Here is a 19,717-nt window from a genome sequence, read left to right on the forward strand (position 1 = left end):
AACTTTAAAAGCAACATCAAAAGATCGCAGCGTGCCGCAGCTCCTACAGGGGATTTGTGGTGGGCGGGTTTAGAGCGGCAGCTTGAGTTCAGCACACAACCCGCCGCCCTCGCGGTTGCTTAAGGTCAGCGAGCCGCCGAGGGCTATTGCCAATTGCTGGGCGATGGCAAGGCCCAGACCTGTGCCGCCAGTGCTGCGATTGCGCGAGTTTTCCACGCGGTAGAACGGCTCCATCACTTGCGCCAGTTCGGCTTCGGCGATGCCCGGGCCACGATCCATGACGGTGATCGACAGCCTTCCCTTGTTCGCTTCGACCCACACTTCGGCCGCGCCAGCGAATTTCAAGGCGTTGTCGGTCAGGTTCACCAACACCCGGCGCAACGCGTGCGGACGGGTGTCGACGACCACCTCACTCTTGCCGACAAGCTGCACCTCTTTGCCCATGTCCTGATAGTCGAACACCAGGCTTTCGAGGAACGAATCCATGTTGGTGCGCCGACTTTCTTCGGTCGAGCCATGGATGCTGCGGGCGTAGGCCACACCTTCGCGCACCAAGTGTTCCATTTCGCCGAGGTCGTTGCACAGTTTTTCCTTCTCTGCTGAGTCGTCCATGAACTCGGCCCGCAGTTTCATCCGCGTGATCGGGGTTTGCAGGTCATGGGAGATCGCGGCCAGCAGTTGCATGCGCTCCTTGAGATAGGTGGCAATCCGCGCTTGCATCGTATTGAAGGCACGGGCGGCGTAGACCACTTCGTTCGGCCCTTTCTCGTCCAGTTGAATCGGGTGCGCGTTGGGATCAAGGGTTTCCACGGCGTTGGCCAGCCGCGTCAAGGGCCGGATGGCGATGCGCACGGCCAGCCAGGTGCAGGCGATCATCAGCGCCAGTTGCCCGAGCAGCACCACTGGCAACCATGGCGACAGTGGCGTCATCGCGGGGCGCACGTCGATGGTCACCGGGCTGCCGTCGCTCAGGCGCAGGTGACCCTGAAAATGCTTTTTCGGGCCGGGAATATCGGTGAAGGTCAGGGGGTATTTATCGCCCAGGACCTCAGTGATTGAGGTGACCGCAATGGGCACGTCGGCGGACTTGATCGGCATACCGCCGTCGCCTTCGCTCAGCAGATAGCCGTAATTGTTCCGCGCCAGGCGCTCGAGCCAGGCCGGACGCTCCTCGGCCGGCAGGCGATCAAGAATCGCAATTGACGTCGAGACGTCGGTTTGCAGATTACCGAGCATGGTGCTTTTCGCGCTCTGATAACGCTCGTAATACTGCGCACCGAACGACAGCGCCTGGGCGAGAATCAGCCCGATCAGAAAAATCAGCGACAAGCGCGAGGCCAGCGTGCGCGGCCAGTGCAGGTTAAGTGTCATGCCGGGGCACCGAGTAACTCGACCGGCAGCGAGAACACGTAACCTTCGCTGCGCACCGTCTTGATGTAGGCCGGCTCACGGGCGTCATCGAGCAGGCGCTGGCGCAAACGGCTGACCAGCAAATCGATGGACCGATCGAACAGATCCGCGTCGCGGCCCTGGGTCAGGTTGAGCAATTGATCGCGGCTGAGTACCCGTTGCGGATGGTCGAGAAATACCCGCAGCAAGCGATATTCGGCGCCACTGAGCGCCACCATGGTGCCGTCCTTGTCCAGCAGGTGCCGGGCCGAGGTGTCTAGTTGCCAGCGACCGAACGCCAGCAGGCGACCGGCTTCGGTGACTACCAGATTCGGCGGCAGCATGCGCGTGCGCCGCAGTACGGCGTTGATCCGCGCCAGCAGTTCGCGGGCGGCGAAGGGTTTGGTCAGGTAGTCGTCCGCGCCCATTTCCAGACCGATGATGCGATCGGTTTCGTCGTTGCGTGCGGTGAGCATCAACACCGGCGTCGCCTTGTGCTTGCCCACGCGCAATTCGCGGCACAACTGCAGGCCATCGTCGCCGGGCATCATGATGTCGAGCACGATCAGGTCGACCGTGTTGGTTTCGAGAAAGTTGCGCATCTGCCGGCCATCGGCGACGACGGTGGTGCGCAAGCCGTTTTTCTTCAAGTAGTTGCCGACCAGTTCGCGGATCTCGCGGTCGTCGTCGACGATGAGAATGTGATCGACATGTTCCATGGGGCCTGGCCTCTGGCAAAGGGGGAATGTCACGCAGTCTATCGAGCCTTCGGGTGCTCGCCTGCCTGCCTTTGTATTGCAGTGTATCTGGCGTTACAAGCGATACACGCAGACGCAAAAAAGCGATTTTTCAGGGTTTTGTATCGCTGTGTATCCCCGGGCGGCGCAGATACACAGCGAGGGTTAGCCGCCATTTCCCGACACATGCGCGATACCTCGTGAGCCTCAAATAGGCTCCATCGAGGCACTCCATGACGCCTCGGCTCAAACCCTTTGCAGCCATGAGGAACACGCCATGAAAAACTCGTCCGTTATCGCCGCCTGCCTGTTTGCCGCTTTGAACATCTGCACCCTGTCGGCCCGCGCCGAAGCCGAAGTCACCGCGCAAACTTACAACTACGGCACCCACCTGGATATCCAGAAAGTCGTTTCGCTGACCCAGGACAACTCGGTGACCTGCGGGATTGTCGATGCGCGCATGACCTATCTGGATTCGGCCGGCAAAACCCGCGTACTCGATTACAGCAAATTCGCTGACGGTTGCAACGACGGCAACTGAATATCACTTTTTTACAGGCAGAACCGATGAACAACGTCTCTCGGTTCCTCCTCGCCAACCCAAGGTGATTTTATGTACTTGATCGCGTTCCTCGGCGGTTTGTTGACCGTGCTCAGCCCCTGCATCTTGCCGGTGGTGCCGTTCCTGTTCGCCAACGCCGACCGTAAACGTTCCTCGGTTCTGCTGACCCTCGGCGGCATGACCCTGACCTTCGCCCTGATCTCCAGTCTGGCCGTGGTCAGCAGTGAGTGGGTGATTCAGGCCAGCAACACCGGCCGCCACATCGCCTTGATCGTCATGGCGCTGTTTGCGCTGTCGCTGATCTCGGCGCGCGTGGGTGACTGGCTGGCGCGACCGTTTGTGTTGCTCGGCAACCGCCTCGACCCGGACGCCAGCAAGAAGGCCGGGCCCACGGGTTCGGTGATGATCGGCGTGGCCACCGGGTTGCTCTGGGCACCCTGCGCCGGGCCGATCCTCGGCGTGATCCTCACTGGCGCCATGCTGCAAGGCGCCAACGCCCAGACCAGCTTGTTGCTGTTGGCCTACGGCGCGGGCAGTGCGCTGTCGCTGGGGACGTTGATCTTCGCTGGTCGTGGTTTGGTCAATCGCTTGAAACCCTCGATTCCGTTCACCGGGTGGTTTCGTCGCGGCGCAGGTGTCGCAGTGCTTGCCGCTGTGGCAGTGATTTCCACTGGCGCCGATAAAACCTTGCTGGCCGGCACGTCGTCCGAAGGCGTCACCAGCGTCGAGAGAAACGTGCTGGAGAACGTGCCGAAAGTGGTCGACTTCCTCGTCAGCAAAGTTCGCGCAGATTCGATGATGGACGAGAGTAAAGGCGCGATGCCGTCGCTGTCCGGTGCCGTGCAATGGCTCAATTCACCGCAGCTGAGTGCCGAATCCCTGCGTGGCAAAGTCGTGCTGGTGGATTTCTGGACCTACGACTGCATCAACTGCCAGCGCACCCTGCCGTACGTCAAGGACTGGGCGAAGAAGTACGAGAAGGATGGCCTGGTGGTGATTGGCGTACACACCCCGGAATACGGTTACGAGCGGATCATCGATAACGTCCGCGATCAAGTGGAGAAACTCGGCATCACTTATCCAGTGGCCATCGACAACAACTATGCGATCTGGCGCGCCTTCAACAATCAGTACTGGCCGGCGCACTACCTGATCGACGCCAAGGGGCAGATGCGTTACAGCCACTTCGGTGAAGGTCGCTACGAAGCGCAGGAGCAGATGATCAAGCAGTTGCTGGAAGAGGCCAAGGCCCCGGCTGCCTGATGCCTGATCTGTTGCAGACGCTTTACAGATCTCCACCACTTATCGGCAAAACGGCTGTTTTCGAGGCCTCCAGACGACCGGCAGGGACGCTGGCCTGACTCGGCGCGATAGTGGCTGAGCAGGGCCCTCGGCGCTGCCCTTTAAAACAACGGAGCTCGTAGTTATGAGTACCCCGATTGATCTGACTGCCTTGAAGGAACGCCAGAAAGTCGCCTGGGCCAGTGGCGACTACGCCGTGATCGGCACCACACTACAAATTGTCGGCGAAAACCTCGCCGAAGCCTGCGACCTGCGCTGCGATGAAGACGTGCTGGATGTGGCTGCCGGCAACGGCAATGCGACGCTGGCGGCGGCGCGACGTGGTTGTCTGGTCACCTCGACCGATTACGTCGCGGCACTGCTGGAGCGCGGCCAGGATCGCGCCCGCGCCGAACATCTGGACGTGACGTTTCAAGTCGCCGACGCCGAAGCCTTGCCGTTCGCCGATGGCAGTTTTGCGGCCGTGCTATCGACGTTCGGGGTGATGTTTGCGCCGGATCAGGACAAGGCCGCTGCCGAGTTGGCACGGGTCTGCCGGCGTGGTGGACGGATCGGTCTGGCCAACTGGACCCCGGAAGGTTTTGTCGGGCAAATGTTCAAGACCCTCGGCCGGCATCTGCCACCGCCGGCCGGCGCACAGCCGCCGTCGAACTGGGGCACGGAGGTGTGGCTGCACAAACATTTCGATGATCAGGATTTTGTCGTGCAGGTAACGCGGCGCGAATTCAATTTCCGTTATCGCTCGGCGGCGCATTTCATCGACATCTTTCGGCACTGGTACGGGCCGGTGCACAAGGCTTTCGCCGCGCTGCCACCGGAAAGCGGTCAGGCGCTGGAAAGTGATCTGGCGGATTTGCTCAACCGGTTAAACCGCGCGGGGGAAGACTCACTGGTGGTGCCGAGTGAGTATCTTGAGGTGGTGATCAACAAGCGCTAGTGCATTCAGAGATGAACCCGTGTAGGAGTGAGCCTGCTCGCGATAGCGGTTATTCAGTCGAAATAAAACTTGGCTGATACACCGTAATCGCGAGCAGGCTCACTCCTACAATGAGAGATGTTTTGAAGTGAAGGACTACTTCACCTGCGACCGATCAAACCACTCCAGCGCCGTACGCCAAATGCAGATCCCCAGAAAGTACGCCGACATCAGCAACCACAAACCCATCACCAATGGGTTGATCACCGGATGGTTGAGCACCAGTGACAGACTGCACAACAGCCAGATCGCCGTTACGGCGATGTTGATCGGCATGAACCGACGCACGCGAAACGGATGCAGGAACTTCATTCGTGTCACCGTCAGCAGCGCCAGGCCGATGACGGTCAGAAAGGTGATCCATGGCCCAGGGCCGATGATGTAGAGGCACAGTGCGACCACGTTCCACGCAGCGGGGAAGCCGACGAAGTAGTTGTCCTTGCTCTTCATGTTGACGTTGCAGAAACAGAACAGTGACGACACCAGAATCAGCGACACCGTCAGTAACAGCGTGTAATCCGGCAGCGGAATGTAGCGATAGATGAACAGTGCCGGAATGAACACGTAAGTCAGGTAGTCGATCACCAGATCAAGGACCGAGCCGTCGAAACTCGGCAGCACCGACTGCACATTGACCTTGCGCGCCAGTGCGCCGTCAAGGCCATCGACGATCAGCGCCACCCCCAGCCACATCAGGCAGTGGGTGGGCTGGTTTTCCAGCAGGGCGAGGGTGGCCAGAAATGCAGTGACCACGCCGGTCGCGGTAAAACCATGGGCGCCCCAGGCCTTTAGCCTGGCTATGTGGACGGTGGATATCACGGGGGCGTTCTCCAGAAATTAAAGCAAGCCGGGTATCACCCTTGGACAGCAAGGGCGCCGGCAAACCGGGTCGGGTTGCAGCTATCGACCGGTCGGGCCGGGATAAGGTTCACCTACCCTGAATCTTAGCTGTCCATCGAAAAAATACGCGAGCGAAATAATTCAGCGGCTTCGGCATCGGCCAAACGGTGCTGGCGCAACGCCCGCAGCGGTCTATCGTTGCCAGACGCAGTAAATCTCAATGCTTGAGGATGACGTCATGAACACCAGCGATTTGCTTGAACAACTGCTGCGGGGCCAGGGCGCGGCGGGTCAACAAAGTGGTGCGGCGGCCGGTGGCGGTTTGGGCGGCCTCGGTGGTTTGCTGGGTGGCTTGCTCGGTGGCGCAAATTCCACAGGTACACGTGGCGGCGCCGCGGTTGGCGGGCTTGGCGGGTTGGGTGGTTTGCTCGGCGGGCTGCTCGGCGGCGGTGGCGGTGGGTTGGGCGGCGCACTGGGTAGCGGCACGCAAAGCCGTTCCGGCGGCACTAATTATGCGGCGCTGGCATCACTGGGGATGATGGCCTGGCAGGCGTATCAAGCCTGGCAAAGCAATCAGGCCAGCACGGCACCGCAACAAACGCCGCAGACGGCCAATCTGCTCGCCGGCCCGGAAATCGAAGAGCACAGCCACGCGGTGTTGCGCGCCTTGATCGCTGCGGCCAAGGCGGACGGGCGCATCGACGAAACGGAAAAACATCTTATAAGCAGTGAAATCGGCAAACACACCGATGATCCGCAACTACAGCAATGGCTGGACGCCGAAGTCGCCAAGCCGCTCAATGCCGCCGAAGTCGCACAAGCCGCAAACGACGACCCGGCGGTGGCGGCCGAAATGTACCTGGCCAGCATCCTGCTGGTGGACGACCAGCAAGATGCCGAACGCACTTATCTGGACGAGCTGGCAGCGGCGCTGGGGATTGATCCCGAGTTGCAGGTGCATCTGGAACAACAGGCCAGCGGCACGGCATAACATCAAAAGATCGCAGCCTTCGGCAGCTCCTACAGGGATCTACGTATAGGAGCTGCCGAAGGCTGCGATCTTTAGATCTTAAAACCAGACGGCACCCCCAAGCAGGAAATCCCCAATCCCCTGTAGGAGCTGCCGAAGGCTGCGATCTTTTGATCTTAAAGCCAGATCGCATCCCAAAGTGGATAATCCCCCAACCGCTGAACCAATCCGGCCCGCAATGGGTTCATGACGATGTAGCGCGCAGCCGCTTTCAGGTCGTCCTCCTTGCGTAATGCCCGATCGAAATAACCCCGCTGCCACAGCCGCCCCTGACTCCCGCACTTCAGATTGATCGCCCGGCAGCTCCTCGATTTGACGCGACGCATAAGCTCAGCCAACGAACCGCGCCTCAGTTCTACCAGCCAATGCAAATGATCCGGCATCACCACCCAGGCAAGCGACTGAGCCATTCCTTCCTCATCAACAGCGCGCATCTGCTCAACCAACAACCGCCCCACACGCCAGTCTGAAAACACCGGCCGCCGTTCATACACAACCGCAGTCAGCAGATAAACACGACCCATCTCGCTACACCGCCCCTTGCGCAAGCCACACGCTTTTGCAGCTACAGGCATTCCATTGCCCTCCATTGCATACAAGTCCCTCAACGTTAGCCGAGGCCCAGCCCTCCGTGATTTCGAACCGTTGCACCATGTAACTCTGTAGGAGCTGCCGAAGGCTCGGGCCGCGATCGGACGATCTTTTGATTTTTAGAAGCTAACATCAAAAGATCGCAGCCTTCGGCAGCTCCTACAGGGGAGTGTGGTCAGCGACGGTGGAACGCCGTCCGTCAGGGCGTTTTTGAGGTCGATTGAATTTTTGGCACGCGCAGCCCCTCTGCTGCTGTAGAGGCGCGAAACAGCGCCGTACCAATCGACCGAGAATATTGCCATGACTGTCCTGACACGTTTGCAATCTGTGCCGGCCCAAGCACAAGCGATCACACCTGCCGGCAATCTGCGTGGCATTTACGAAACGCTATTGCGCGAGGAGAACTCCCAAGGCCTCGCGCAAGCGTTCTTGAACGAACAACTGCAACGCGCCGCAGCGTTGCCGGAGGAACTCTCGCACGATCCATCGGCCTGGCACACCTGGGTGGCCGAGCACTGCGCCGACGTCGCCCGGCAATACGCCGAGTATCTGCAACAACGCAAGGCCGGTGGGTCACGGCAATTCTTCACCAGCAAGGCTCATGCGCTGTACTTTCTGCAAGCGGTTGCGCCTACCAAACTGGTCGATGGCGCGTGGCTGTATGGCTTGCTGCAGCATTGGCGCGATCCACGTTTCAGCGGTTTGCTCTGCACCTATCTGGAAGAACTGGGGGAGGGTAATCCGGCGCAAAACCATGTGGTGATTTACCGCAAATTGCTGGCCGAGCATGATCTGGACCACGCCAGCCCACTGGAAGATGAGCGCTATTTGCAGGGCGCGCTGCAACTGGCTCTCGGTGCCTGCGGCGATGAATTTTTGCCCGAGGTAATCGGCTACAACCTCGGCTACGAACAACTGCCGTTGCATTTGCTGATCAGCAGTTACGAACTCAGCGAGTTGGGCATTGATCCGTACTATTTCACCCTCCACGTGACCATCGACAACGCCAGCACCGGCCATGCGCAAAAAGCCGTGCAGGCCGTTCTGGATCTGTTGCCGCTTGAGGCGGATCGCGCCGATTTTCTGCGTCGGGTATCGCTGGGTTATCGGCTCAATGATCTGGGGCAGGGTAGCCGCGCGATCATCGAAGGCTTCGACCTTGAGCGCGAATTGCTGGCGATGCTGGAGCGCAAGTGCCCGTTCGCTCAGCACATGCACTCGGACTATTGCCGCTTTGAAGGCAAGACCGTCAACCAATGGCTGGCCGAACCCGAGCATCTGCCCGGCTTCCTGCAAGCGCTCCAGAACAAGGGCTGGATCAAACGCCACGAAGACCCGCAGGCCAGCCGTTTCTGGCAGTTGATCGACGGCGATGGCGCGGCCATGTTCGGGGTGTTCAGCGCCTACGAAAAACAACTGGTGCATGACTGGATTGCCGGCGACTGGAAACCCGCGAACAAACCCACCGCGTTACGTCGACACGCCCCCGCCAACTCCCCGATCGAGGTGCCTGAACAGGACCCCGATGTGCAGCAGCTCAACGACACGCTGCAAGGGCAGGATGGCCACGCTCAAATGGCGACGCTCATCCCATGGCTCGCGCCGGCCCGGCATGCGCACCCGGCGGGGTTGCTCGCGACCCGCCGGTTCATCGATCTCAAATCCCGTTTGCCTTAAGGAAATCGTCAATGACTCAGGAAGATCAACTGTCCACCCATGACCTCGCGCTGCTGCAATTGGGCCGGCGCTTGCAGGCTGACGGCTACCGTTTCACCACCCCGACGCCGCTGACCCATCAGCGGGTCAACCAGCGCGACGAAGGTCAGTTCGCCGACTCTCTGCGCGATGTCTTTGGCTGGTCACGGCCGTTTGAACCGGGCTTGTTGTCCGCTGATGAGCAGCAGCAACTGCTGGACGCTCAAGTCATCGACACGTACGAAGGGCATCTGAAGAGTCGGGTGCGCTGGTCGAGCCTGGACGATATGTTGTTTGTACATTCGGCGTTTCCCACGGATGCCGCCGACTCGGTGTTTTTCGGCCCGGACACCTACCGTTTCGCGCAGTTGATTCACGCGCATTTGCAGCAGAACTTCGCGCCGATCCACCGCGCCGTCGACATCGGATGTGGCGCCGGCGTCGGCGCGATCCTGATCGCCCGTGCCCGTCGTGAAGCGCAAGTGCTGGCGCTGGATATCAACCCCGCCGCGCTGCGCCTGACCACGATCAATGCGGCACTGGCGGAAGTGGCCAACGTCGAAGCGTGTAACAGCGACATTCTGCAAGGCGTCGACGGCGATTTCGATTTGATCGTTGCCAACCCGCCGTACATGGCTGATCCGGCCGCTCGCGCCTACCGGCATGGCGGCGGCACATTGGGCGCCGGGTTGTCGCTGCGCATCGTCGAGCAGGCACTCAACCGGCTGACTCCTGGCGGTTCCCTGGTGCTGTACACCGGAGTGGCGATGGTCGATGGTCGCGACCCGTTTCTCGACACCGTGTTGCCACGACTCGATGAATCGCGCTTTGGCTGGACGTACCGCGAGCTCGACCCGGATGTGTTCGGTGAAGAACTGATAAACCCCGGTTATCAGCGAGTCGACCGGATTGCCGTGGTCGCATTGACCGTGACCCGTATTGGCTGAAACAAGGCAGGTGCGCCATGAGCAGGAACCTCGATGACTACAACCGCATGCGCGATTTCTCGGCGACGTCTGAACCGGCGGCGGCCAAGCGCTCGGGCAAGAAAACGGCCGGTGATCACGCTTTGCAGTTCTGCATCCAGAAGCACGACGCCTCGCACCTGCATTACGATTTTCGTCTGGAACTTGATGGCGCGCTGAAGAGTTGGGCGGTGCCGAAAGGGCCGTCGCTCGACCCCAAGGTCAAGCGTCTGGCGGTGCATGTCGAAGATCATCCGCTGGATTACGCGACGTTCGAGGGCAGTATTCCTGAAGGGCATTACGGCGCCGGGGATGTGATTGTCTGGGATCGCGGCGTATGGATTCCGCTGGAAGACCCGCAAAAGGCCTACGCCAAAGGCAAGCTCAAGTTCGAACTGCAAGGTGAGAAACTCGCCGGCATCTGGAATCTGGTGCGTACGCACATGCCGGGCAAAAAGGAAAACTGGTTTCTGATCAAACATCAGGACAGCGCCGCCCGCCCGCAGGACGACTACGACGTGCTGGTGGCCGAGCCGGACAGCGTGCTCAGCGAGCGTACGTTGGTCGACAAACCGAAGCTTGCGGCCAAGCAGGTCAAACCGCTGGAGAAGGCCGCCCCCAAGACCCGCAAAAAGGCTTCGGGCACCTTGGCCGGCGCACACAAGGCGAAGATCCCCGCGCAGCTCAAACCCGAGTTGGCAACCTTGGTCGACAGCGCCCCGGCCGGCGAGTGGAGTTACGAGATCAAGTTTGACGGTTACCGGATCATGGCGCGGATCGATCATGATCAGGTGCAGCTGTTCACGCGCAACGGTCACGACTGGACGCACAAGTTACCGAAACAGGCCGAGGCCATTGCCGCGCTGGGACTGGAATCGGCCTGGCTCGACGGTGAAATGGTGGTTGCCAACGAGCAGGGCGTACCGGATTTTCAGGCGCTGCAAAATGCTTTCGATTCCGGCAAAAGCACCAACATCCTCTATTACCTTTTCGACTTGCCCTATCTCAACGGCGTCGACCTGCGTGAAGTCGCAGTCGAGGAACGCCGCGCGGCATTGTCCACGGTTCTCGGCGCCCATGAGCAGCCCTTGTTGCGGTTCTCCGAAGCCTTTGATGAGACCCCGGATGCGCTGCTCAACAGCGCGTGCCAGATGCAGATGGAAGGCCTGATCGGCAAACGCCTCGGCTCGCCTTATGTGTCGCGGCGCAGCGGTGACTGGATCAAGCTCAAGTGCAAACATCGTCAGGAATTCGTCATCGTCGGCTACACCGATCCCAAAGGTGCGCGCAGTGCGTTTGGCGCATTGTTGCTGGGGCTGCACGATCGCGACAGCGGTGAGTTGCGCTATGCCGGCAAGGTCGGCACCGGTTTCAATGAAACGACGCTGAAAAGCATCCTCGCTCAACTCAAACCGTTGCAGGTAAAGACCGCCGCAGTGGTCAATCCACCCAGCGGTTTCGAGGCCAAAGGCGTGCACTGGCTCAAGCCGAAGTTGCTGGCAGAAGTGGCGTTTGCCGAAATGACCAAGGATGGCTCGGTGCGTCACGCAGTGTTTCATGGTTTGCGCGATGACAAACCGGCGAAGGACATCACTGAGGAGCGAGCCAAGCCCGTGAAGACTTCAGAGAAGAAAGCCCCCGCGAAGAAACCGGCGAAAAAAGCCGCGGCGAGTAAACCTGCATCGGCCGAAACCGCGCCATCGCAGCTCGGCCTGGCCAATGGCAAAGTGCGCATCACCCACCCCGATCGAGTGATCGATGCCGTCAGTGGTACCACCAAAATGCAGTTGGCCGAGTATTACGCCAGCGTCGCCGAATGGATTCTGCCGCAACTCAAGGATCGCCCGGTCGCCTTGGTCCGCGCGCCGGATGGCATCGCCGGCGAACTGTTCTTCCAGAAAAACGCCGAGCGCCTGGCGATACCCGGAATCACCACGCTGGACAAGGACATCACCGGCCAACCGGTGATGCTGATCAATAACGCCGAAGCGCTGATTGGCGCGGTGCAGATGAGCACCGTCGAATTGCACACCTGGAACGCCACCACGGTTGACCTGGACAAGCCCGACCGCTTCGTTCTCGACCTCGATCCGGACCCGGCGCTGCCGTGGAAAAGCATGGTCGAAGCCACTGCGCTGACCCTCACGGTGCTGGATGAACTGGGGCTCAAGGCGTTCCTCAAGACCAGCGGCGGCAAGGGCATTCATCTGGTGGTGCCGCTGACGCGCAAACTGGGCTGGGACGAGGTCAAGGATTTCAGCCACGCGATTGTCAGTCATATGGCCAAGCTGTTGCCGGATCGTTTCTCGGCGGTGTCCGGGCCGAAAAATCGCGTCGGGAAGATCTTCATTGATTACCTGCGTAACGGCCTCGGAGCCACGACTATTTGCACTTATGCGGCGCGTACTCGCGAAGGCCTGCCGGTATCGGTGCCGCTGTTTCGGGAGGAGGTCGCCGAGATCAAGGGTGGCAATCAGTGGAATATCCACAACGTCCATGAGCGGCTGGCGGAGGTCGGCGACGAGCCCTGGGCGGGCATGAAGAAAACCCGTCAGAGCATCACTGCCGAGATGCGTAAACGGGTGGGCATGAAGAAGTGATCAGGTACCGCGCAGCAAGTCGTGGGCGTTGAGCAGTTCGAAGGCAATTTCGGGATTATTGTTGAGTCCCCGGCGAATGGCTGCCGGTATCGACTTGCGCGTCTTGCGGCACAGTCCCGGAATTTCCTCAATCTGAATGTCGATGCCGAGCATGGTGCGGACTTCGTGAAAACCGGGCGATATGTCTACACGAATCCCCAACTGCTCAAACATGCGGTTTTGCAGATGTCGGAGATCGGCGAGGTCTTTGAGCTTTTCCAGTCGTGCGAGCAAGACTTTTTCCTGCTCGCGGGTCAGCAGCAGGATGCGCAGATCTGCATCGGGTTTCTCAACCAACGGGTCGCGCCCGCAATTGCAGGCGCCGGGGGGGCAGGGTGAGCGCATTGGCGCAGGAGTCGTCATGGCCTCCATCATAGAGGCCGTCGGACAATTTTGCCTATGCGCCTTCAGCTGCCGTCCATCGGCGGCTTCGTCCGTGACAGCTACTGATTCAACCCTTCGTAATGCACCAGAATCGCGTTGGCCAGGTCTTCATCGCTGGCATTGATGCCGGGATTGTCCTGACGCACCTGTTGCAGCACCGATTCAAGATAAACCCCACGAATGGCCCCGCCACTGGCGACAAATGCAGACAGGTCGTCACGAGCCGGAATCACCATTTTGTGATCCTTGAAGGTCGAATACAGCGACGCGGAGACACCTGCAGAGGTCGCGACATCTCCGGCATCAACTTTGGCCAGAGCAGTACCCACGGGCAGGCATAAGAGTAAAGAAGAAACGAGCACTAACTTGCGCATGACGGTATTCCTCCACAAGCGCGAAGCAAAAGGGAAGTACTACATAGGTGAGAGGGGCGCGAGGGGCGGGAGTTCCCTGAGGGTGCGCATGACAGACACGGGTGACACTGTCGCGAGTCACCCGGCCTGATGGCTATCAGATTACGCCGCACGCCATACGGTCACCGCCACCACCCAAAGGCTTGGGCATGTCGGCGTGGTTATCGCCGCCGGCGTGGATCATCAGGGCGTGGCCTTTGATTTCGGAGATTTTCTTCAGGCGTGGCGCCAGCACCGGATAGTTGGCGATACCGTCAGCGGTCACGTAAACCGCCGGCAGGTCGCCCAAATGACCGTCTGCATAGGGCCCGAGGTGTTTGCCGGTTTTCTGTGGATCGAAGTGGCCACCAGCGGCCAGTGCAGCACCTTTGACGCCGTCCTTCATGCCGGCCTCGCAGCTGCCGTTTTCATGCACATGAAAGCCATGAACGCCAGCCGGCAAGGACTTCAGATCCGGTGTGAACAGCAGGCCATAAGGCGTCTCGCTGATCGTCACTGCACCGATTGCCTGCGGTGCACCGTCAGCGCTAACCAGATTGATGGTGACTTTTTCAGTTGCCGCCTGAGCGGTACCGATGGCCAAGGTGCCGAGCAAACCCAACCAGACTGCGCGTTTCATAAGCGTTTCCTTTTGCTACACGATTTTCAGAAGGCCGATTCAATAACCAATGCGCATTAACGGGCGATGAACGCTGGATTCGGCTACGTTGCAAAATGAGACTCGTCGCACATTCCGAAAGTTTTGCCGGGGTTGCGTCTTCGCGCAGACAACTGCTGACACGTTCTGGCGCGGCAGAACGGCGCAAACAGGCTTAACTGAAGGGCTGATAAGGGCTTTTTCAGCGTACCCAGAGAGGATTCCACTGTGACGATCAAACTGCGTTTAGTGTTGCTGATTGTTACCAGTCTGCTGACGGCATTGATCGTCAGTCTGGTCAGCTACGTCGGCAACCTGCGGATGGCCACGGCGGTCAGCGACAACGCGGTCAGCATGAGCGCGCTGCGCAACCACATGGAAGCCGACATGATGCACGACGCCCTGCGTGCCGATGTCTACTCGGCGATGCTGGTGGGCCTGGGTAAAAGCACCAGCACGGCGGCCGAGGTACGCGCTTCGATTGGTGAACACGCGGGGCATTTTCGCGAAGTGCTCGACGAGAACATCAAGCTGCCGATCAACCCGGCATTGCGCACGGCGCTGGAGCAGATCAAGCCCAGCCTCGACACGTATATAAGCACTGGTGAGCGCATTGTCGGGCTGGCGCTGGATAACCCGGAAGCGGCGCAGCAGCAACTCGGCAGTTTCAACAATGTTTTCAGTCAGCTCGAAGAGCAAATGGGCGCTTTGAGTGAGTTGATTGAAACCAATACGGCACAGACCAGCCAAGGTACTGAAGCGGCGATCCACAATGCCAATATCGCACTCGGCGTTGTGTTGGTCGCCAGTTTGCTTTTGCTGCTGGCGCAGGGGCGCTGGGTGATGCTGAGTATTCTCGGGCCATTGAAGTCTGCGAGTCGCATCGCTGAGAGCATCGCCCACGGCAACCTCAGCGAGCCGATCGTCGAGCCCTCAGGCAAGGACGAGGCCAGCGTCTTGATTCGCACGCTGGCAACCATGCAGCGGGACCTGCGCAACATGATCGATGTGGTGCGGCGCAATGCCCAAGGCGTCAGCGGCATGAGCGAACAACTGAGCCACGGCTGCCATCAGGTTGCCGACAGCAGCCAGCAGCAAAGCGCCGCCGCCGGGACCATGGCTGCCGCCGCCAGCCAGATGACCGCGAGTATCGAGGACATTACCCGCCACGCCGAACGCGCTCTGGGCATGGCCAATCAGGCGCAGTCCCTGGCGAAAAATGGTGGCCAGGTGATACATCAGGTGGTGAGCGACATGGACGATATCGCTCGTTCGGCGCAACAGTCGGCGCAGGTTATTCGCACACTGGATCAGGAGTCAGAAGGCATTTTCAACATCATCCAGGTGATCAAGGGCATTGCCGACCAGACCAACCTGCTGGCGCTCAACGCCGCCATCGAAGCGGCCCGGGCGGGCGAGCAGGGCAGGGGCTTTGCAGTCGTGGCTGATGAAGTGCGCAGTCTGGCCGCGCGAACCAGTGCATCAACCCAGGAAATCGCCGCGATGGTTGCACGCATTCAGCACAGCACGCGCGAGGCCGTCAGTAGCATGGAGGCAGGCGTGGCGCAGGTCGACAAGGGCATGGCGGTGACCGCCGACGTCGAGCGGGCGATTCGCGAAATCCTTGAAGCGACGTTGAGCACCACGCAACTGGTCAACGACATCACCCGCACGATCGGAGAGCAGAGCCTGGCCAGTAACGAAATCGCCCATCAGGTGGAAATGATTGCGGGGATGTCCGAGGGCAATAGTCGAGTGATTGGGCAAACGGCGAATACCACGGATGAGTTGTCGAGCCTGGCGGGGCAGTTGGCGCAGTCGGTGGATCGGTTTCGGTTGTGATGGTTGAGCGTGGATTTGTGGAGTCCGGTCGGCCGTCATCGCGAGCAGGCTCATTCCCACATTTTTAAGCGGTGTATACGTATCCTGCGTACACCACAAATCCCTGTGGGAGCTGGCTTGCCAGCGATAGCGGTGAGTCAGTCGACATCGATGCTGGATGTGCCGGCCTCATCGCTGGCAAGCCAGCTCCCACAGGTTTGGTGCGTAACACCACCGACCCCTGTAGGAGTGAGCCTGCTCGCGATGGGGCCATATCAGCCCACAATCATTCAGGCCATATTCACATCAATCAGAACTTGAAAGCCTGCCGACCCACCAGCAACCATTTGCCATCCTGCTTCTGCCAGATCTGAAAGTTCTCGATCTCGGTTGGTATCACTTCATTGCCCTTCAATGCTTGGGCGGAGAAGTGATGGCGCACCAGCGCGGTGTCGCCTGACAGGGTGATGGTCTGGTTTTGCATCTCCAGGGTTTTGAAGGCGCTCTTGCCGGTTTCGATATCGGCGATGAACGCTTTCTTGTCCTGGATCTTGCCGCTGGAATGGCCGTAGGTCAGGTTGGGCGCGGTGAGGGCATTCAGTTCGGCAATGTCTTTGTGCAGCATCGCCTGGGTCAGATGATCGACCGCTTGGGCAACATCCTTCTCGGCCGGGGCAGCGGCGGCCATGGCGTAGCCGCTGAAGGCGCAAAGAAATCCGATCAGGAGGCGGGACTTGGTCATGAGTGCTGTTTCCTTGTTGTTATGAGGTTGATGACTGATTACTCGATAGAATTCATCAGTCATCGTACAACGTAGCAGCTTATTAATTGATTACACAGCGGCTCAAGGCGCTTCAACACAGGTAACTACACTTGAGTGCAGAGAGCTTTCAGCCGGCAACTATCATCAGGGTCATGTTCGGCGCCCGGCTGCCGATAAGTCCCTGAGCGGAAAAAGACTCTCAGGTCGGGAACAGACGCGCGGGTTTGCCCTGACGTGATATTCTGCGCGCCAACTTGGTTTGACCTTATTCAGTTTGCTTGCCTTACGGGCGGGCAGATGGAATCCCTGTCGCTCAAGTAGCTGAGCCAATAATGATAAGAAGTCAGTTCAGAAGGGACATTAACTGAGGTCGATGCGGCATGTCGGCCTTGTGTGCCCACCCGTCAAAATTGAAGTGTGCCGGAATCTGCGACGCCAGCCTGAGCGTCATCAAAGCGGATCGCATGCAGATAACAGAGGCGGGCGGAAGGCGTTTTATCATAGGTGCAACAGATGTTTAAAAAAGTGAACACGGCCTTGCTAGGGCTGGCTTTGTCGATGGGGCTGACCTCCGTTCATGCGGCAGAGGCCAAGAAAGTCGACGTACTGCTGATCGGCGGCGGCATCATGAGCACCACCCTGGGTGTGTGGATCAATGAGCTGGAACCGACCTGGTCGATGGAAATGGTCGAGCGCCTTGATGGCGTCGCCCTGGAAAGCTCCAACGGCTGGAACAACGCCGGTACCGGTCACTCGGCTCTCGCTGAGCTGAACTACACCCCGGAAGACGACAAAGGCAACGTCACGATCCCGAAAGCCGTCGAGATCAACGAAGCGTTCCAGGTTTCCCGTCAGTTCTGGGCCTGGCAGGTTCAGCAAGGCGTTCTGAAGAACCCTCGCTCGTTCATCAACACCACTCCGCACATGAGCTTTGTGTGGGGCGATGACAACATCAAGTTCCTGAAAAAGCGTTACGAAGCCCTGCAAGCGAGCCCGCTGTTCGCCGGCATGCAGTACTCCGAAGACCCGGCTGTGATCAAAAAGTGGGTCCCGCTGATGATGGAAGGGCGTGACCCGAACCAGAAAATCGCGGCCACCTGGAGCCCGCTGGGTACCGACATGAACTTCGGCGAAATCACCCGCCAGTTCGCCGGCTACCTGCAGACCAAGCCTAATTTCGACTTGAAACTGTCCAGCGAAGTGCAGGACATCACCAAGAACGAAGACGGCACCTGGCGCGTCAGCTACAAAAACCTGAAAGACGGCACCAAAACCGAAACCGACGCCAAGTTCGTGTTCATCGGCGCGGGCGGCGGTGCACTGCACCTGCTGCAAAAGTCGGGCATTCCTGAAGCCAAGGAATACGCAGGCTTCCCGGTTGGCGGCTCGTTCCTGGTGACCGACAACGCGACCATCGCCGAGCAGCACCTGGCCAAGGCCTACGGTAAAGCTTCGGTTGGCGCACCGCCGATGTCCGTTCCGCACCTGGATACCCGTGTCCTGGACGGCAAGCGCGTCATTCTGTTTGGCCCATTCGCGACCTTCAGCACCAAGTTCCTGAAGGAAGGCTCGTATCTGGACCTGCTGACCAGCACCACCACCCACAACATCTGGCCTATGACCAAGGTCGGCATCAAGGAATACCCGCTGGTCGAGTACCTTGCCGGTCAACTGATGCTGTCGGATGAAGACCGTCTGGACGCGCTGAAGGAATACTTCCCGAACGCCAAAGCCGAAGACTGGCGCCTGTGGCAGGCCGGCCAACGCGTGCAAATCATCAAGCGTGATGAAGCGGCTGGCGGCGTGCTGAAACTGGGCACCGAAATCGTTGCTTCGCAAGACGGCTCCATCGCCGGCCTGCTGGGCGCATCGCCAGGCGCGTCGACCGCTGCACCGATCATGCTGAGCGTGTTGCAGAAAGTCTTCAAAGACAAAGTCGCGACCCCAGAGTGGCAATCCAAGCTGCACCAGATCGTTCCAAGCTACGGCACTCAGCTGAACAGCGATCCAGCCAAAGTGGCTGCAGAGTGGGCTTACACCGCTAAAATCCTCGAACTGCCGACGCCTCCAGTGATCGGTCAGGTTGCTGCTCCGGCGGCGCCTGCAGCTGAAAAAGCTGAAGCACCAAAGGAAAACGCTGCACGTGACATGGCTCTGTAACTAGATCCCTGACGCACAAAGCCCACTGAACCGGCGACGGTCAGTGGGCTTTTTTTGTGCCCTCATGTAGGAACTGCCGAAGGCTGCGATCTTCTGACTTTGCTTTGAAAAGCAAGATCAAAAGATCGCAGCCTTCGGCAGCTCCTACAGGGGATTGTGCTGAGTTCAGGCTTTGGCGGCAGCCAGGTAGGCACCGAGGCGTCGGCCCATTTCTTCGCCCAGCGCTTGCAGGCCGCTGAGTGGCCGCACCATCACTTCGAACTCGACAATCTTGCCGCGCTCATCAAAGCGAATCATGTCGATGCCCTTGAGTTCCTTCGCGCCCACCTTGGCACTGAACTCCAGAACCACATTCAAACCGTCAGCTGTCGCCAGTTCGCGGTGATATTCAAAGTCCTCGAATACCTCAAACACCGTGTTGAGAATCATCGCCACGACCTGCGCGCCAGGGTAAGGCGTGTGCGCCATCGGCGAGCGAAACACGGCGTTGGCATCAAGCAGCGCGGGCAGGGCGCTCAGGTCGCCGGTACGGATCATCTCGTGCCAGCGGTTCAGGGATTCGGCGGCAACGGGTTGCAGGTTCAGATCAGTCATTTGCACCTCTGGATTTTTATTGTTCTTCGACTCTAGATCAAAGCGCCGGCAGGGCAAGTTTAATGTCGCTGCCTGATATCGCTCTATGACATTCCCTGTAGGAGCTTTCGAGCGAAGCGAGGCAGCGATCTTTTGATCCTGTTTACAAGATCAAAAGATCGCAGCGTGCCGCAGCTCCTACAGATCAGATCCCATCTGATACGCTTTTTTCGTTTCAAT

18 protein-coding genes and 1 pseudogene are annotated in these 19,717 nt (G+C 59.3%); 10 read left to right on the forward strand and 9 right to left on the reverse strand.

What is annotated here, in order from left to right:
• Positions 1-69: 69 nt before the first annotated feature.
• Together ICA16_RS01815 and ICA16_RS01820 are read right to left on the reverse strand one after the other, a co-directional pair.
• Positions 70-1,371, reverse strand: a complete 1,302-nt coding sequence (locus ICA16_RS01815; protein ID WP_210553037.1) for an ATP-binding protein — start codon at positions 1,369-1,371, stop codon at positions 70-72.
• Positions 1,368-2,108, reverse strand: a complete 741-nt coding sequence (locus tag ICA16_RS01820; protein ID WP_150615256.1) for a response regulator — start codon at positions 2,106-2,108, stop codon at positions 1,368-1,370. Before ICA16_RS01820 ends, ICA16_RS01815 begins: the two co-directional genes overlap by 4 nt.
• Positions 2,109-2,403: 295 nt before the next feature.
• Here ICA16_RS01820 and ICA16_RS01825 point away from each other — a divergent pair, with 295 nt between their 5' ends.
• From ICA16_RS01825 to ICA16_RS01835, 3 genes are all read left to right on the forward strand, one after another.
• Complete coding sequence (locus tag ICA16_RS01825) at positions 2,404-2,667, forward strand: DUF2790 domain-containing protein (RefSeq protein ID WP_210699778.1); 264 nt, start codon at positions 2,404-2,406, stop codon at positions 2,665-2,667.
• A 72-nt stretch (positions 2,668-2,739) separates the two neighbouring features.
• Positions 2,740-3,951, forward strand: coding sequence for a cytochrome c biogenesis protein DipZ (locus ICA16_RS01830; RefSeq protein ID WP_210699779.1), 1,212 nt, complete (start codon positions 2,740-2,742; stop codon positions 3,949-3,951).
• Positions 3,952-4,114: 163 nt separating this feature from the next.
• Positions 4,115-4,927 carry a class I SAM-dependent methyltransferase gene (locus ICA16_RS01835; RefSeq protein ID WP_210699780.1) on the forward strand — a complete coding sequence of 271 codons (813 nt, stop codon included), beginning with the start codon at positions 4,115-4,117 and terminating at the stop codon, positions 4,925-4,927.
• 135 nt (positions 4,928-5,062) lie between these two features.
• On the opposite strand, the gene pcsA is transcribed toward ICA16_RS01835, so the two are convergent.
• Positions 5,063-5,785, reverse strand: coding sequence for a phosphatidylcholine synthase (gene pcsA, locus ICA16_RS01840; protein WP_042559811.1), 723 nt, complete (start codon positions 5,783-5,785; stop codon positions 5,063-5,065).
• A 259-nt stretch (positions 5,786-6,044) separates the two neighbouring features.
• On the opposite strand from pcsA, the gene ICA16_RS01845 reads away from it, so the two are divergent.
• Positions 6,045-6,797 carry a tellurite resistance TerB family protein gene (locus tag ICA16_RS01845; protein WP_210699781.1) on the forward strand — a complete coding sequence of 251 codons (753 nt, stop codon included), beginning with the start codon at positions 6,045-6,047 and terminating at the stop codon, positions 6,795-6,797.
• 155 nt (positions 6,798-6,952) lie between these two features.
• Here the strand turns inward: ICA16_RS01845 and ICA16_RS01850 are convergent, their stop codons facing one another.
• On the reverse strand, positions 6,953-7,411 hold the full coding sequence (locus tag ICA16_RS01850) for an REP-associated tyrosine transposase (RefSeq protein WP_210699782.1): 459 nt from the start codon (positions 7,409-7,411) through the stop codon (positions 6,953-6,955).
• 316 nt (positions 7,412-7,727) lie between these two features.
• Here ICA16_RS01850 and ICA16_RS01855 point away from each other — a divergent pair, with 316 nt between their 5' ends.
• Genes ICA16_RS01855 through ligD form a run of 3 tightly spaced genes read left to right on the forward strand, consistent with a single transcriptional unit; the run spans position 7,728 to position 12,687 of the window.
• Complete coding sequence (locus ICA16_RS01855) at positions 7,728-9,104, forward strand: iron-containing redox enzyme family protein (protein ID WP_210699783.1); 1,377 nt, start codon at positions 7,728-7,730, stop codon at positions 9,102-9,104.
• Between the two features lie 11 nt (positions 9,105-9,115).
• Positions 9,116-10,069 carry a methyltransferase gene (locus ICA16_RS01860; RefSeq protein WP_150615263.1) on the forward strand — a complete coding sequence of 318 codons (954 nt, stop codon included), beginning with the start codon at positions 9,116-9,118 and terminating at the stop codon, positions 10,067-10,069.
• Positions 10,070-10,086: 17 nt separating this feature from the next.
• Entirely contained in the window at positions 10,087-12,687 is a 2,601-nt protein-coding gene (ligD, locus tag ICA16_RS01865; RefSeq protein ID WP_210699784.1) for a DNA ligase D, read from the forward strand.
• On the opposite strand, the gene ICA16_RS01870 is transcribed toward ligD, so the two are convergent.
• The 3 genes from ICA16_RS01870 to sodC all read right to left on the reverse strand — a co-directional run bounded on the left by ICA16_RS01870 (position 12,688) and on the right by sodC (position 14,142).
• Complete coding sequence (locus ICA16_RS01870; protein ID WP_210553031.1) at positions 12,688-13,089, reverse strand: hypothetical protein; 402 nt, start codon at positions 13,087-13,089, stop codon at positions 12,688-12,690.
• Positions 13,090-13,169: 80 nt separating this feature from the next.
• Positions 13,170-13,484, reverse strand: coding sequence for a DUF2388 domain-containing protein (locus ICA16_RS01875; RefSeq protein WP_150615266.1), 315 nt, complete (start codon positions 13,482-13,484; stop codon positions 13,170-13,172).
• A 136-nt stretch (positions 13,485-13,620) separates the two neighbouring features.
• Positions 13,621-14,142 carry a superoxide dismutase family protein gene (gene sodC / locus ICA16_RS01880; protein ID WP_210699785.1) on the reverse strand — a complete coding sequence of 174 codons (522 nt, stop codon included), beginning with the start codon at positions 14,140-14,142 and terminating at the stop codon, positions 13,621-13,623.
• 246 nt (positions 14,143-14,388) lie between these two features.
• On the opposite strand from sodC, the pseudogene ICA16_RS28385 reads away from it, so the two are divergent.
• Positions 14,389-15,144 (forward strand): annotated as a pseudogene (locus ICA16_RS28385) (MCP four helix bundle domain-containing protein); the annotation flags it as partial.
• Positions 15,145-15,276: 132 nt separating this feature from the next.
• The gene (locus ICA16_RS28390) at positions 15,277-16,002 is read left to right on the forward strand and encodes a methyl-accepting chemotaxis protein (RefSeq protein WP_401189283.1); all 726 of its coding nucleotides are present in this window, start codon (positions 15,277-15,279) and stop codon (positions 16,000-16,002) included.
• 289 nt (positions 16,003-16,291) lie between these two features.
• On the opposite strand, the gene ICA16_RS01890 is transcribed toward ICA16_RS28390, so the two are convergent.
• Positions 16,292-16,723: a nuclear transport factor 2 family protein gene (locus ICA16_RS01890; RefSeq protein ID WP_150602895.1), complete on the reverse strand. Its 432-nt coding sequence runs from the start codon at positions 16,721-16,723 to the stop codon at positions 16,292-16,294.
• A gap of 534 nt (positions 16,724-17,257) precedes the next feature.
• On the opposite strand from ICA16_RS01890, the gene mqo reads away from it, so the two are divergent.
• Positions 17,258-18,904, forward strand: a complete 1,647-nt coding sequence (gene mqo, locus ICA16_RS01895) for a malate dehydrogenase (quinone) (protein ID WP_210623690.1) — start codon at positions 17,258-17,260, stop codon at positions 18,902-18,904.
• Between the two features lie 165 nt (positions 18,905-19,069).
• Here the strand turns inward: mqo and ICA16_RS01900 are convergent, their stop codons facing one another.
• On the reverse strand, positions 19,070-19,498 hold the full coding sequence (locus ICA16_RS01900) for a nuclear transport factor 2 family protein (RefSeq protein WP_210699786.1): 429 nt from the start codon (positions 19,496-19,498) through the stop codon (positions 19,070-19,072).
• Positions 19,499-19,717 lie beyond the last annotated feature (219 nt).

Origin of the sequence: Pseudomonas anatoliensis, from assembly GCF_017976235.1 — a bacterium.
Lineage (GTDB): Bacteria > Pseudomonadota > Gammaproteobacteria > Pseudomonadales > Pseudomonadaceae > Aquipseudomonas > Aquipseudomonas anatoliensis.